Raw genomic sequence first — 14744 nt, forward strand, 5'->3', positions numbered from 1 at the left:
CTAGCTCTGCCGGTGGGGTAGCCGCGCATCAATGGCTGGGCCATCATCGATGAAGGCCTTGCTGATGCGAGCTGAGGGTCTGTGGGATGCTCAGCGCATGAGCACTTGTCCGCCGTCCACCGGCAGGGAATGGCCGGTGATGTAGCGGGAGTTCTCCGAGCAGAGGAACACGACAGCCGGGCCGATGTCCTTCTCGGTGTCGCCCATGCGTCCCAAGGGAATGGTCGTCATGTATTCCCGTGCTTCCTCGGGGTTGATGCGCTCCCAGTGTTGCAGCGACGGGGAGCTTGCCAGCGGAAGAATCGCATTGACCCGGATGCCGTCGGCCGCCCATTCACAGGCCGCCGTGCGAGTCAGCACACGGATCGCTTCCTTGGCGGCCGCGTATCCGCCGTAGCCGGTCGGGTTCCAGCGCACGCCGGCGGCGGAACCCAGATTCACGATGGAGCCATGCCCCTGCATATGCGGGTGGCAGGCGCGCATCAGGCGCCAGGTGGCCAGCGGACCTGATTCCATACCGCGCAGGTAGTCCTGCTCCGGAAGGTCCAACAGCTGCCCGTGCACCGTGGTCTGGGCATTGTTGACCAGGATCGAGATTCCGCCGAAGTGCTCCACAACGTCGTCAACGAGCTGTTTGATCTGCTCTGCGCTGGTGACGTCGCAGGTGAACGCCTGGGCGTCCGCGCCCTCGCTGCGGATTTGTGCGGCGGTGTCCTCCACCTTCTGTGCGGTGCGTCCGGCGATCGCTACGCGGGCACCTTCAAATGCCAGTGCGCGTGCGATGCCGCGGCCAACGCCCTGGCCCGCCCCGGTGATCAAGGCCACGCGGCCATCGAGTACACCCATGCCTGCTCCTTTGTGTTGCCAACGTTTCAGCACACAGTTTGCCCCGTGGTTGTGACCGGGGTCTCGTCCTGTCCCGCTGTTTGGGACTTCGCGCCGAGGAGGGTGTGATCGGCAACATACTGATTCTCACGTTCGGGGAGGCAGGCAAGGGGCCGTTGGCGATGCGCCGCGGTCCCGCCCATGGGGGCAACGCCTCCCGACTTGCGATAGCAGCTGCGCGAAGGACACCGGTTTGTCCGCGCCGCCGGGGGAAATCCCCGGTGCACCGCACGCGTTAGCGGGTGCAGCCGCTTGCAAGGTCCTCGGGCGTACACACTCACACCAAAAGAATAGGAAATGCCATGACGAGGTCCGGGCAGCAAGCCACCCAGAGAGCGACCAGATTCCCTGGTTACGCCAAAATCGTCAGCGTACTGCTGGTCGCAGAATTCGTCGGAACCTTTGAATCGGCGATGATCTTCATCGCCCTTCCCAACTTGATGCATGATTTCAACGTCGATGCGGCCGCCGCGGGATGGGCGGTCACCGCCTTCCTGTTGGTTGCAGCTGCCTCGGCAGCGATCTGCGGACGCTTGGGCGATATATATGGACGCAAGAAGCTGCTGGTGATCGTGCTGTCCATCTCCGTGCTCGGCTCCATCATCAGCTTCTCCTTCGGCACGCTGGGCGGCGTCATCCTAGGCCGCGCGCTGCAAGGTGCTGCCGGTGCGACCCTGCCGCTGTGCCTGGGTCTTGCCCGCCAGGAGTTGCCCAAGGCGAAGGTGCCCCACGTGATCGCGCTGATCGCCGGGTCCTCGTTCCTGGCCGGCGCCGGCGGCAACCTGATTGCCGGCGTGCTGCTCCAGATGGGCAACTGGAGGTCGCTGTTCATCGTTTCCGGCATCATGGGAATCATCGCCGCGCTGCTGGTCGCGTTCCTGCTCAAGCCCTCACCCACCACCCGCACGGGAGCCCGCGGCATCGACTACATCGGCGGACTGCTCTTCGCCCCGGCCGTGGGTCTGGTCCTCTACGGCCTGACCAATGCCGGCGTCTGGGGATTGCTGGATGGAAAGACCCTTGCCTTCGTGCTGGGCGGCTTGGCCGTCGCGGCCATCTGGTGCTGGTGGGAGCTGCGGGTGGAGAACCCGATGATCAACCTGCGCCTTTTGCAGACGAACAAGATGGCGCTGACCCAGCTGTGCACCGCCGTGCTGGGCATCGGCCCGCTGGTGGCCGTGGGCATCCTGACCCCGATCATCCTGTTGTCTCCCGCAACCGATCCCGCAGGTCTGGGCGTTTCGCCGGCCATGGGCGGCGTCATCATCTTCAGCGCCGCGACGCTCAGCTTCATCGGCTCTCCGTTCAGCGGCAAGGTTGCCGCTGCCGTGGGCGCACGGCGGGTTCTGCTGATCGGCATCGTGATCAGCTTCGCCGGCTACTCGGCCATGTTCTGGGCGGACAACAACCTGCTCACCTTCATCATCAACACCTACGTCATCTCCATCGGCGTGATGTTCTCCTACACCGCGTTCCCGAACCTGGTGGCCGAATCGGTTCCCCTGGAGAACACCAGCGAAGGCATGGGCATCAACACGGTGACCCGCACCATCTTCATGGCCGTTGGCGCCACGGTGCTCACCATGGCCCTGGCATCCTCGACGGTTGAGGGGACCATGGTGTCCACCGAATCCGCGTTCAACACCGCCTACATCATCATCGCCGCGACCTGCGTGGTGGCCTTCATCCTGGCACTGCGCATCAAAGACTCGCCGCGCACCGATGCGGCACATCCGCAGGACTCCGCACAGCTCAGCATTCCGGGCAACTAGGCGCCCGACTCAGACCTGGGGCCCGAAACCCGGGCCCCGCCACACCCCCGCCCCGAGTCCGTGGGAGAACCGCAAGGACCAGGGGCGGGGACCCGTCCGCCGCGCACGTGCCAAGACTTGCACGCCGCCTGGACACGATTTAAGTCAGCATCACCCAGCGCCCGGGTCCCGGGGCTGTCACATCCATGCACTGATAAAAGCAAAGGAAACACGATGGCGTCGTTTCTGAAGAAGCAAAACCCGGGGACTTCTCGGTCCTCAAGCTATGCCACGATCATCACCGTGCTCATCGCCACGGAGCTAGTGGGTACCTTTGAATCCGCGATGATTTTTATCGCAATGCCGAGTTTGATGGCGGAGTTCAACACCGACGCGGCCAGCGTCGGATGGGCAGCGACCTCGTTCCTGCTGGTCGCCGCGGCCTCGGCCGCGATCTGTGGCCGACTGGGCGACATGTACGGGCGCAAGAAGATGTTGGTGATCGTCCTGTTCATCTCGGTTCTCGGTTCGATCATTAGTTTCTCGGCCGGCTCCATTGAAGGGGTTATCCTCGGCCGTGCCTTCCAGGGAGCGGCCGGCGCGACGCTGCCGCTGGGTCTGGGCATCGTCCGTGCGGGCATCAAAAAGGACAAGGTTCCCGGAGCGATTGCACTGGTCGCCGCGGTCTCCTTCATCGCGGGTGCCGGCGGTAGCCTGGTTGCCGGTGTCCTGCTGGATCTGGGCAACTGGCAGGGCCTGTTTGTCGTCTCCGGCATCCTGGGCCTCATCGCCGCCGTGATGGCGATGACCATGCTCGCTCCGTCCACCGAACTGAGCACCGAACGCAAGAAGATTGACTTCATGGGCGGCCTGCTCTTCGCTCCTGCCATCGCCCTGGTGCTCTACGGCGTCTCCAACTCCACCGTTTGGGGCGTCACCGATGCCCGCACCCTGCAGTTCGTATTCGGCGGCCTGGCCGTCGCGGCCATCTGGTGCTGGTGGGAGCTGCGGGTGGACGACCCGATGATCAACCTGCGTCTTTTGAAGACCAACAAGATGGCGCTGACCCAGCTGGCAACCGCGATCCTGAGCGTCGGTCCGTTGGTGGCGGCGCAGATCATCGGGCCGATGATCATGCTTTCGCCAAGCGGTCCCGGGGTTGGTCTTGGCCTTTCGCCGACCATTGGAGGCCTGATCATTTTCGGCGCCGCAACCGTCGCGTTCCTGTGCGCACCGATCAGCGGCAAAATCGCCGCGCGGATGGGTGCCCGTCGAGCCCTGCAGATCGGCATCCTCATCTGCGTGATCGGCTACACGGCGTTGTTCTGGGCACAGCACGGGGTGCTGAGCTACATCATCGCCATCAGCGTGGTCTTCGTCGGCACCATGTTCGCCTACACCGCCTTCCCGAACCTGGTAGCCGAGTCGGTGCCGGTGGAGAACACCAGCGAGGGCATGGGCATCAACACGGTGACCCGCACCATCTTCATGGGTGTCGGTACGACCGTGACGACCATGGCACTGGCTTCATCGACCGTGGAGGGAAGCAGTGTTCCGGCAGAGGGCGCCTACTCCCTGGCCTACGTGATCGTCCTGATCGCCAGCGTCATTGGGTTCGTCCTGGCCTCGCTGATCCGTGAACGAGTAGCCACGCAGGATCCGGCCGGTGAGACAGACCTGGTGTCGGCCGTTGAGGGCTAGTATGCCGGGTGATTGACCTCAGAGAGCGGGGAAGGAATCCGTAGTTCGGATTTCTTCCCCGCTCTTTGACTATGCCCCGGAGCGCTTAATGAGTGCGGCCAGCGACTGCCCGCCGCCGATGCACATGGTGACCACCGCATAATTCAGGTCCCGCCGGACAAGGTCCTTGGCCGCACGCAGCAGCAGGATGGCACCGGTGGCGCCGATGGGATGGCCCAGCGCAATGGCGCCGCCATGGGGGTTCACCCGTGCGGGATCCAGCCCTGCATCGCGAATGACTGCCACTGCTTGGGCGGCGAAGGCCTCGTTGACCTCAAAGATGTCGATGTCCTGCGGGGTGAGGCCGGTTTCGGCGAAGAGCTTGCGCAGGGCAAGCGTCGGTGCGTAGCCCATCAGCGCCGGATCCAGCGCCGCGGTCGTGACGTGCTCCAGCGTTGCAAGCCCGCCCAGCCCGAGCTCCCGGGCCGTTGCCTGCGTGGTCAGCAACACCGCGGCGGCACCGTCGTTGACTCCGGAGGCGTTGCCGGCCGTCACGCTTCCCCCTTGCCTGAAGGCGGGTTTCAGCAGTGAGAGGCTTTGGACTGTGGTGTCGGGGCGCGGATGCTCATCAACCGAAACCGTTGTCGGCTTGCGCCCGCCGGTGGTCACCGCGGTGATCTCCGCGGCGAAGGCGGCGAGAGCCTGCTGGGTGCTTGCCCGGCGCTGGCTCTCGGCGGCGAACTCATCCTGCTCCCCCCGGCTGATGCCGTATTTCTCCGCCACGTTCTCAGCCGTCACGCCCATGTGCTGGCCGGAGAACGGATCGGTGAGCATCGCAAGCGTGCCATCCATGACGGCACGGTGCCCCAGGCGCGAGTTGCCCCGTGCCTCGAAATCCAGGAAGGGCATGCGGGACATGGATTCCGCACCGCCGGCGAGGATGATCCGCGAGCCGCCCCAGGCCAGCTGCTGGGCCGCGGACCAGATGGCCTGCAGTCCGCTTCCGCACAGCCGGTTGACGGTGAAGGCCGGCGTCGCCTCGGGAAGTCCGGCGCCGAGGGCAACCCGGCGCGCCAGATAGGCGTCGGGACCCACCTGGCCCACGCACCCCATGATGACCTCATCAACCTGATCGGGCAGGATTCCGCTGCGCGTCAGCGCCTCGCGGGCGGCGATCTGGCCAAGTTCATGGGCAGGAACCCCGTTTAGGCTCCCACCGTAGCGGCCTACGGACGTGCGCGCGCCGTCGAGAATGACGATCTTTTCTGTAGACAAGTCAGCTTCCTTAGATGCAGGTGTTTTTGCGGGGCCAGGGCCAGGCCACATGCCAGACACGTTACGAAGAGTCCCAGTGGTGCAGGTGAGATGGTCCCGGTCTCCGGGATCCTCGGCGCGCCGATCCCCCAGGGCGGGCGAGCATGGGAGGCGAAGATCCCGCAGGGGTCTGCGTAGCGATCCGGCCCGCTCCGGAGTAAGGATTTTGATGTTCTCCGATCTGGCGTTCTTCTCCTTTGTGGAGCTTGCCGATGCCTCGCTGCACGGCGCCTATAACCGCTGGCATCAGCTGGACCACCGTCCCGAGAATCTTGCCCTGCCCGGCGTGGCCTGGGGCGACCGCTGGGCGCGCGTTCGTGAACAGGAACCGGCGCATATGGCGGATTCGGCGTTCGCGGAGACAGACTTCGTGGCCATGTACTGGTTCCGCTCCCCGATCGAGCAAAGCGTTGATGCCTGGGACCGCCTGGGCGAAGCTTCATTCCAGTGGGGCCGCGGACCAATCATTCCGGGCGTTGAACGACGACTGCTTGCATTCTTCCGCCCGGTCAAGGGCTATGCGGCAGCGCATGCGCTGGTCAGCCCGGAGGTGCTGCCCTACCGGCCGAACCAGGGGATGCACATTACGCTGACCCGATACCCGGAGCCCCATGGGTTGGACTCGCATAGCTGCTTCGGGTGGGAAGACACCGTCTTGATGCCTGAACTGCTGAAGGTTCCGGGGGTCGCCGGCGGCTGGACCTTCTCCTTCAGCCACGCCCAGCAGCACACCACGTTGCCCTTTGCCGATACCGTCGGCCATCAGCCGGGCGAGCTGCGGATCCGTCTGCTGTACCTGGATGGAGAACCCGAAGGAGCCGGTGCGGCAATCCGCAGCACCGTGCAGCACCTTGCCGCCGCTGCCTCGGCGCCGGCGCAGGCCGGCGAAATCCTGTTCTCCTCAACCCTCAGCACGATTGTTCCTTGGAGGGACTGGTGAAAAGCATTGAAGAGCGCCTGCAGGCCCTGGAAGACCGGGCCGAGATTCTGGACCTGATTGCAAGTTATGGCCCGTTTGCCGATTCCGGCAATGGCCAGGCCCTTGCGCGGCTGTGGGCGGAGGGAGGCACCTATACCTTCGATACCACCACGCTGCAGCATCAGGAGCTTGCCGGGCTGGTCGAGTTCGATACACACAAGGATTTCATGGCTGCCGGGTGCGCCCATGTGGGGACCGCGCCCTCGGTGGCCATCGAGGGGGACGCGGCGGTTGCCACGAACCATTCGCTGGTCTTCGCCCGCCGCGGCGAGCCATGGACCGCGGAGCGCGTCAGCGCCAACCGCTGGGAACTGGTCCGCACACAGCAGGGTTGGCGCATATCCAGCCGCGAAAACAGGCTGCTGACCGGCAGCCAGTGGGCACGCGAGCTGTTCGGCAGCTAGCTGCAGCACAGCCGCAAAGGCTCCCACAGGCTTAAAGCACTTAGGCTCCCGGCAGAAGCCGGGAGCCTAAGTGCCTTAAGCGCCGCTGTACGCTTCGAAGCGAGTGAGCGGGGTTTCCCCGGACTCCGCAAGGCGCTGCAGGCTGGACAGGCGCGGGCCCAGGGCGCTGCCGAATCGCTGATCCCAGTGGTCGAATTCGTCGCTCGCAAGGCTGCGCCTTGCATGGTGCACCCAGTTGGGGTTATCCAGCATTTCGCGACCCAGCAGGACGATGTCCGCCTCTTCGTCTTCGATCATCCGGCTTGCCTGTTCCGGGTCGACGATGAAGCCGACGCAGGCAACGATTGCGTCGGTGTTCGCCTTGATTTCACGGGCGAAGTCGGCGTGGAAGGCGAAGCCTCGGCGCACGCGCGTATCGCTTGAACGGTCGGTGCTGATGCCCCCGGAAGAGGTGTCTATGACGTCCACGCCGGCGGCGGCCGCGTGCCGGGAGAACTCGACGATATCCTCGATGCCCAGTCCACCCTCCAGTACCCCGTCCACCGATGACACGCGGTAGGAAAGGATGACGTTTTCCGGAACGGCCTCGCGGATCGCGCGGATCACCTCCAGCGGGTAGCGCATGCGCCGCTGGGCATCCCCGCCATAGGAGTCGGTGCGGGTATTGGAAATAGGGGAGAGGAATGAATGCAGCAGGTAACCATGGGCGCCGTGCAGTTCGATGAAACGGAATCCCGCCGTGGCGGCGCGTTGTGCGGCGGCGGCCCACTGGTCGATGGATTCGGCGATTTCCGACTCGCTGAGTTCGTGCGGTACGGGCCAGTCGGGGCCCGCCGGAAGCGCCGAAGGGCCGACGGTCTGCCACGGCGGGGTGCCGGCCTGTGCATCGGTTGCATCCAGCGGAGCTCCCGCGTGCCACGGTTCGCGCACCGAGGCGCGTCGGCCGGCGTGGCCCAGCTGGATGCCGGGGACCGAGCCATGGGTTTCGAGGAATCCGGCGATCCGCATCATGCCCTCCACGTGGGAGTCATCCCAGAGTCCCAGATCGTGATGGGAGATTCGTCCGCGCGGCTCGATGGCCGTTGCCTCGACGATGACCAGTCCAGCCCCGCCCAGGGCGAAGCGCCCCAGGTGGGCCAGGTGGAAGTCGCTGACATAGCCGTCGGTTGCGGCGTACATGCACATTGGCGAGACGCCTGCCCGCAGCGGCAGCGTGGTGCCTCGGATGGTCAGGGGCGAAAAGAGCGCCCGGGCCGGGGGATTTGCTGTGCACGCGTCAATAGTCATGCCAGAACTGTACCAAGCATTTGCTAGGTTCATCGAGCGAGTCCCGTTTCCGCAGCACGGGAATTCAGCGCTCTCCACGATCGCGTGCGGCGGGCAGCAGCATGCCAAGCATCGCGGCCAGCGCGCAGCTGGCCGCGATGGAGCCGAAGGCAATGGACAGTCCGGTCTGCGTCAGGAACTGCGAGCTTCCGGCGGAGAGCGCGAAACCGGAGAGCAGGAAGGCGAAGGCCGCGCTGGTTGCCGCGCCGGAGAAGGTGCGGATCAACGAGTTGATGCCGTTTGCCGCGGCTGCATCCTGCGTCGGGGTGTAGGCCATGATCAGCGCCGGCATGGCCGCAAAGCTCAGCGCGGTTCCTACGCCCACCAGCGCGGCACCAATCACGATGGTCACCAGCGTGCCATGGGTGAACAGGCGAAACATAAAGGCCAGCGACATGACCAACGCCCCCAGGGCCAGAACCCTGCGCCCGTCGATGCGGTTGAGTAGTCCGCCGGCCACCGGAGAAAAGACCGCCATGGCCAGTGATGCAGGGATCATGACCAGCCCCGCTTCCACCGGCCCCAAGGCCAACCCTGCGCCGACGCCCGCCGGCGCCTGTACCTCGTGGGCAGTCAGCAGGTGGTTGCCAAACATGCCCGCGGTTGCGAAAAACGTGGCGATGTTCGTCAAGAGCACCGGGCCGCGGAATGCGGTGCGCAGATCAATCACGGCGCGCCTGCTGCGTAGCTGCAGGGGAACCCACAGGCAGGCGGTCACGACCCCGACGGCGGAAATAATCCCCAGCGGCACCGGGTGCGTGCTCCACCAGCCGGACTTTGAAATGACGAATAGTGCGCTGGTCAAAATCACCGAAAGCCCCAGTGCGCCAAGCACATCGAATCTGCCACCGGGATACGGGGCGGATTCCCGCACCAAAGCCAGGATTCCACACATGGCCAGCGCCCCACCGATGGCCGAGAAGGCGAAGATTCCTGCGGTGCCGAAGCTCTGGCTCAGCAGACCAGAGAGCAGTAGTCCTGTTGCGGATCCCAGCCCAACCGTCGCGCTCATGACCGCAATCGCGGTGCCCGAACGCTCCGCGGGCATCATGTCCCGCAGCAGGCTGATGCCGATGGGAACGATGGACGAGGCGAAGCCCTGCAGGGCTCGGCCGGCCAGAACCCAGTTGAATCCGGGGCCCAGCGCGGCTACCAGGGACCCGGCCACGAGCAGCCCCAGGGCTACCAGCAGCATGCGCCTCCTGCCATACATGTCTGCCATGCGGGAAAGCACCGGCGTTCCCACGGCTCCGGCCAGCAGCGTGATCGTCACCAGCCATGATGCATCCTCGGCCACTACGCCGAGGGTCGCGGAAAAGCTTGGAAGTGAGGGTACGACAAGCGTGAACTGCATGGAAGACAACATGCCGCTGACTACCAGCAGGATGATGGCTGACCACTGGGACCTTGTCGATCGGGTTTGGGCGGCTGCCGTGTCCAAGCTGCGTGTTGCGCTCATGCCTGCTTGCTGCGCTCGCCGAGGGATCTACAGGTTCGATTCTCTACAGTCATCAGGCGGTGCTGGATTCCAAGAAGGCGCGGAAGTTCTCCGGCAGGCGAATCGCCTTTTGCTCAGGACTGACCGTGACCAGCCAGTTGGAGGCGGTGGCCGTCAGTGTCCGGTCGCTGCGTCGCCACATTTCGAAATCGAAGCGAACCGAGCAATTGCCGATTTCGCCGACGCGTAATTCAATGGTGATTTCATCAAAGAGCCGGGCCGCCTGCAGGTAATCGCAGTGAGTTGCCCGTGAAGCCGTCCACCAACCGAACCGCTCAAGCAGGGTGTCCTGGCGGAATCCACTCAACAACAGCCACTCGGTCTGCAGGGCCTCCATACGCGGAAACCATGTGGCGTAGTAGAGGATTCCCGCGGGGTCGGTGTCCGCGTAGCTCAGTCGCTGGGTGTGCTCGTGCACCGGGCCGAGGGTTGTGGGTGATTGGGCTGAATTGATCTGCATTTTCCTGTGGATCCTCTTGAGCTCCCTGCCGTGGGAGGTGCTTGTGTCTGAGAAATATCATGCACCAAACAAACGCATGCTTGGTATTGCGAGATTAAGCCATTATGATCAATGTAGCAAGCGTTAGGTTGTTTACTGACGGTGGGGAATGCAAACCACGGTCAGATCCGGATCGCCGGTGAACTAGGCGCAACTGGCTGGCGCCGCGTTCCGAACCGCAGCAAGAGCGGTCCAGTGCGCTGGACAAACCTCACACGCAATCAACTATCAGCGCACGTTGGGTTGGTGATTTCAGCCAAGCCCGCCGTCGATAAGAAGGGCAGGGAAACGATGTCAGTCGTTATTGACCTTAAGGATCGGGTGGTGCTCGTCACGGGCGGCGCCCGTGGCGTGGGCGCCGGAATCACCCAGGCATTTCTCGATGCCGGAGCCGTCGTGGAGATCTGTGGACGCAGCGTCCCCGAGGCCGGAGGAATCAGCCAGCATCCATTGGTGCATTTCGCCCAGGTGGATGTACGCAACGCCGAGCAGGTCCAGGAATGGGTAGCGGACGTCCTCAGCCGTCGTGGCCGCATCGACGTCGCGGTCAACAACGCCGGGGGCTCGCCTTTTGGCCGCTTCGAGAAGGGCTCGGCGCGCTACCTGCAGGCAATCACGGAGCTGAATTTCCTTTCGGCCGCCCACGTTGCAAGCGCAGTGCTGCCGGTGATGATGCGCCAGCCTGACAAGGGCTCCATCGTGAACATCACCTCCATCAGCGCCCGCCGCCCCAGTCCGGGCACCGCGGTTTACGGCGCGGCCAAGGCCGCCTTGGAAAGCCTGACCGGAAGCCTAGCCGTTGAGTGGGCCCCGCACATCCGCGTCAACGCGGTCAGCTGCGGATTGGTCGCCACCGACGGCGCGGTTGACCACTACGGCGACGAGGATAGCTTCAACCGAGTCGCGGCAACCATCCCGCGCGGACAGCTTGCTGCCCCGGGCGAGATCGGCGCTGCCTGCGTCATGCTCGCCTCCGATATGTCATCCCACATCACCGGCGCGGTGCTGGATGTGGACGGCGGCGGGGAATGGCCGGCATTCCTGGCCCACACCCCCAACGCCGATGAACTGAAACCACTTGAACTTGAAGTAGAAGGAGCACACTCATGAGCGAGGCAGTCATTGTTTCCGCGGCGCGTTCGCCGATTGGCCGGGCCTACAAGGGGTCGCTGCGCGAGATGCGCGGCGATGACCTGGCGGCACAAATGGTGCAGGCGGCACTCAATGCGGTTCCCGAGCTTGACCCGCACACCATCAACGACCTGATGATGGGCTGCGCCCAGCCGGCAGGTGAACAGGGCTACAACATCGCCCGCATGGTGGCCATGCAGCTGGGGCTGGACTCGGTGCCCGGCACCACGGTTCACCGCTATTGCTCCTCCTCGCTGCAGACCACCCGCATGGCCTTCCATGCGATCAAGGCCGGGGAGGGCGGTGTATTCATTTCCGCCGGTGTTGAAACAGTCTCGCGTTTCGGCCAGGGCAAGTCCGACGGCATGCCGGATACCAAGAACCCTGCGTTCTTCGCTGCCATGGACCGCACCAGGTCGCTTAACGAGGACACCAGCTCCCGCTGGAGCGACCCGCGCGCCAATGGCGAGTTGCCGGATATCTACATTTCCATGGGCGACACCGCCGAGAACGTTGCGCAGCTGCGCGGGGTCTCCCGTGAAGCTCAGGACGAGTGGGCAGTGCGCAGCCAGAATCTTGCCGAGGCAGCTGGCCTCCGCGGTTTCTGGGAAAAGGACATCTCCCCGGTCACCCTGAACGACGGAACCGTCGTGTCCACCGACGACGGCCCGCGGGCCGGGGTGAAGCTGGAAAAGCTTGCAACCCTGGCACCGGTGTTCCGCGAGCACGGCACCGTGACCGCCGCAAACTGCTGCTCGTTGAACGATGGTGCGGCCGCGCTGGTGATCATGAGCGACACCAAGGCCAAGGAGCTCGGCCTGAAGCCGCTGGCACGCATCGTGTCCACCGGAGTGGCCGCCATGACCCCTGAGCTCATGGGACTCGGCCCCGTGGATGCGGTCAAGCGTGCCCTGGCCAACGCCAAGATGTCGATCAAGGACATGGACATCATGGAACTCAACGAGGCCTTCGCCGCCCAGGTGCTGCCCTCGATCGATGACATCGGCATCGACCCGGACAAGGTCAACGTCAATGGCGGCGCGATTGCCTTGGGCCATCCGTTCGGCATGACCGGCGCCCGCATGACCACCACCGCGATCCATGCCCTGCAGGAACGAGACGAGCAGTTCGCCGTGGAGACCATGTGCGTGGCCGGTGGCCAGGGCATGGCCCTGGTGCTGGAGCGCTTGAACTAGGCATCTGGCAACGACGAGCGACAGACGAAACGCGCACCGCAGGAAACTATTCCTGCGGTGCGCGTTGTATTGGGAGGTGAATCGGTGGCAACGCATGGATACTTGTCCGATGCGCGGTTCCCACTGTGCTCGACCATGAATTGAGCAGACGGTGGCCAGCGCGTCGCAGATGTGGGCCGGAGAACCTCTGCTGATGGCCAATACGGCATACTTCAGGTTCGCAACATTCCAGCTTCTGCGGGCTTTTCGCGGTATTGCTTGGCCGACTTAACGTTCCGCTGGCCGGGGACGCAGTGGATGGGAGTCCGGAGATCGCCGGACAGCAGTGTTGTTGACTCATCGTGGTCGCAAATATGGCAAAGCCGGGTCGAGAAACTACGTTGGCAGTTTCTCGACCCGGCTCCGTGACTTGGGGTGTTAAGCGACCGGCTGTGGCACTGGCACCTCTCGGTTGCGGGCTCCGCGTGGGTCGATAACGTCGCGGATCAGTAACAGCTCCTCATCCGTGGGCAGGCGGGTCTCCGGCGCGTTGGAAGCATCAAGCGGGAACCCGGTATTGTCCGTGACTTCCTGCGGGTCCACACCCGGGTGCACCGAAAGAACCTTGACCCGACCGTTTTCGGCGTAATCGAGCACGGCCAGATTGGTGATGATCACGCCCAGATGGTGGTGTTTCAGCCCCGCGGCCTTCGCCCGGTCGTTACCCACGCCCGAAACCATGTCCACCGACTCAACGAACAGGCGTGCGCTGTGGCGGGCAATCCAGTAGTCCACACGGTGGTTGGCGGTGTTGCCCGGTGCGCCGCGCACGCCGATGAGTTGGCGCTTGGGCTTCGTCCAGTCACCGATCAAGGAGATGTTTTGGTTGCCGTATTGGTCGATCTGGCTTGCGCCCATGATGCTCTGGCGGCGACCCGTGGCCACGATGTCGAAGATGCGACTAAACGGTGCCCAGCCCTCGATGGTTCCACCGTGGGCCGCGGATTTGCCAAGCTCCGGCGGCTCACTCATCATGAATGCCTCACCATCGCTGAGGATGATGTCGGGTGAGTGGGTGAGCTTGGCCAGACGTGCACCAATGGTGGGGACGATGCCCACCGCGTGGGCCAGTAGTTCGCCGGAGTGGCGGTAGATATCCGAGCAGGCTGCAACGCAGATCTCGGCAATGGTGATGTCATTAGACATGGGACTTCTCCCTTTCTGCATGGAAACGCTCAACTGCTGCCTGGAATGCGTCCTCGTCGCCGGAGAGGAATTCCGCGTTGAAGGCATCCCAAGCGGCCGGATCCTTGGCCGAGGCCACATAGTGTTTTTGGAAGAGCTCGTCGCGTCCGTAGTCGGGCTCGCAGGTGGTGAAGTGCGCACCCTTGGGGGTTTCAATGACTCCGGTGACGTACATGCGACTGAGCATCAGGGTATGGAAGGAACCCTCATCAAGCAGGTTCTCGGTGGGAACGATTTTTTCGGTGCTGACAAAGGTACGAGTTGCAGCCATTGCGTACAGGTCATCGAAGTAGGGATCCGGGCCCAGGAACTGGATGTTGCCGGCCGTATCGGAACGGTTCGCGTGGATCAGCGCGACATCCATGGTGATGGCGGGCACCGCTACGTATTCGTCGTCCGAGTAGGGGGACTTGATGGTTTTGAGGTGTGGGTTTGCGGCCAGCACATCCGAGCCCATGCCCGCCAGGGTGGGCAGGAAGGAGAGGCGGTTTGCTGCAGCGCGAAGCCCGGTAACAAACATGCCTTCGTCGTATTCCTGCAGTTCCAGCCCACCACGTTCGCGGGCCGCGGTGAACAGCGGATCCAGCGGGATGCTGTCCAGAGTGACAAAGCCGTAGATCAGCTTGCGCACCTTGCCCGCGGCCACCAGTAGTCCGACGTCCGGGCCGCCGAGCGAAACCACCGTGAGGTCCTTGATGTCACTACGTAGCAGTTCACGAACAATCGCCATGGGCTTGCGCCGCGAACCCCACCCACCGATGCCGATGGTCATTCCAGACTCAATTGACGCGACCGCGTCACTGAGTTTCATTCGCTTGTCTGGCATGTGATTTCCCTCGTCTTTCAGAAATTTATAA

The 14744-nt window shown here is 63.9% G+C and carries 13 protein-coding genes; 6 read left to right on the forward strand and 7 right to left on the reverse strand.

Annotation, left to right across the window (positions count from 1 at the left end; translation table 11 throughout):
• Positions 1-90 precede the first annotated feature (90 nt).
• Entirely contained in the window at positions 91-846 is a 756-nt protein-coding gene (locus ADIAG_RS01070; RefSeq protein WP_007269429.1) for an SDR family NAD(P)-dependent oxidoreductase, read from the reverse strand.
• Between the two features lie 341 nt (positions 847-1187).
• Here ADIAG_RS01070 and ADIAG_RS01075 point away from each other — a divergent pair, with 341 nt between their 5' ends.
• Both ADIAG_RS01075 and ADIAG_RS01080 read left to right on the forward strand, forming a co-directional pair.
• Positions 1188-2657: an MFS transporter gene (locus ADIAG_RS01075; RefSeq protein WP_007269431.1), complete on the forward strand. Its 1470-nt coding sequence runs from the start codon at positions 1188-1190 to the stop codon at positions 2655-2657.
• 213 nt (positions 2658-2870) lie between these two features.
• Positions 2871-4337 carry an MFS transporter gene (locus ADIAG_RS01080; protein WP_007269432.1) on the forward strand — a complete coding sequence of 489 codons (1467 nt, stop codon included), beginning with the start codon at positions 2871-2873 and terminating at the stop codon, positions 4335-4337.
• A gap of 69 nt (positions 4338-4406) precedes the next feature.
• On the opposite strand, the gene ADIAG_RS01085 is transcribed toward ADIAG_RS01080, so the two are convergent.
• A complete protein-coding gene (locus tag ADIAG_RS01085; protein WP_007269433.1) occupies positions 4407-5591 on the reverse strand; it encodes a thiolase family protein in 1185 nt (394 codons plus the stop codon).
• 208 nt (positions 5592-5799) lie between these two features.
• On the opposite strand from ADIAG_RS01085, the gene ADIAG_RS01090 reads away from it, so the two are divergent.
• Positions 5800-6570 carry a hypothetical protein gene (locus tag ADIAG_RS01090; RefSeq protein ID WP_007269434.1) on the forward strand — a complete coding sequence of 257 codons (771 nt, stop codon included), beginning with the start codon at positions 5800-5802 and terminating at the stop codon, positions 6568-6570.
• The gene (locus ADIAG_RS01095) at positions 6567-7013 is read left to right on the forward strand and encodes a nuclear transport factor 2 family protein (RefSeq protein WP_007269435.1); all 447 of its coding nucleotides are present in this window, start codon (positions 6567-6569) and stop codon (positions 7011-7013) included. Before ADIAG_RS01090 ends, ADIAG_RS01095 begins: the two co-directional genes overlap by 4 nt.
• 75 nt (positions 7014-7088) lie before the next feature.
• On the opposite strand, the gene ADIAG_RS01100 is transcribed toward ADIAG_RS01095, so the two are convergent.
• The 3 genes from ADIAG_RS01100 to ADIAG_RS19750 all read right to left on the reverse strand — a co-directional run bounded on the left by ADIAG_RS01100 (position 7089) and on the right by ADIAG_RS19750 (position 10297).
• Positions 7089-8300: an NADH:flavin oxidoreductase/NADH oxidase gene (locus tag ADIAG_RS01100; RefSeq protein ID WP_043472565.1), complete on the reverse strand. Its 1212-nt coding sequence runs from the start codon at positions 8298-8300 to the stop codon at positions 7089-7091.
• Between the two features lie 64 nt (positions 8301-8364).
• Complete coding sequence (locus ADIAG_RS01105; RefSeq protein WP_007269437.1) at positions 8365-9798, reverse strand: MFS transporter; 1434 nt, start codon at positions 9796-9798, stop codon at positions 8365-8367.
• 52 nt (positions 9799-9850) lie between these two features.
• Positions 9851-10297: an acyl-CoA thioesterase gene (locus ADIAG_RS19750; protein WP_007269438.1), complete on the reverse strand. Its 447-nt coding sequence runs from the start codon at positions 10295-10297 to the stop codon at positions 9851-9853.
• A 330-nt stretch (positions 10298-10627) separates the two neighbouring features.
• On the opposite strand from ADIAG_RS19750, the gene ADIAG_RS01115 reads away from it, so the two are divergent.
• Positions 10628-11446, forward strand: a complete 819-nt coding sequence (locus tag ADIAG_RS01115; RefSeq protein WP_043472568.1) for an SDR family oxidoreductase — start codon at positions 10628-10630, stop codon at positions 11444-11446.
• Positions 11443-12663 carry an acetyl-CoA C-acetyltransferase gene (locus tag ADIAG_RS01120; RefSeq protein ID WP_007269440.1) on the forward strand — a complete coding sequence of 407 codons (1221 nt, stop codon included), beginning with the start codon at positions 11443-11445 and terminating at the stop codon, positions 12661-12663. Before ADIAG_RS01115 ends, ADIAG_RS01120 begins: the two co-directional genes overlap by 4 nt.
• A 417-nt stretch (positions 12664-13080) precedes the next feature.
• On the opposite strand, the gene ADIAG_RS01125 is transcribed toward ADIAG_RS01120, so the two are convergent.
• Positions 13081-13848: a CoA-transferase subunit beta gene (locus tag ADIAG_RS01125; protein ID WP_007269441.1), complete on the reverse strand. Its 768-nt coding sequence runs from the start codon at positions 13846-13848 to the stop codon at positions 13081-13083.
• Positions 13841-14713, reverse strand: coding sequence for a CoA transferase subunit A (locus ADIAG_RS01130; RefSeq protein WP_007269442.1), 873 nt, complete (start codon positions 14711-14713; stop codon positions 13841-13843). Before ADIAG_RS01130 ends, ADIAG_RS01125 begins: the two co-directional genes overlap by 8 nt.
• Positions 14714-14744 lie beyond the last annotated feature (31 nt).

It is taken from the genome of Paeniglutamicibacter gangotriensis Lz1y (genome assembly GCF_000348945.1).
Classification (GTDB): Bacteria; Actinomycetota; Actinomycetes; order Actinomycetales; family Micrococcaceae; genus Paeniglutamicibacter; species Paeniglutamicibacter gangotriensis.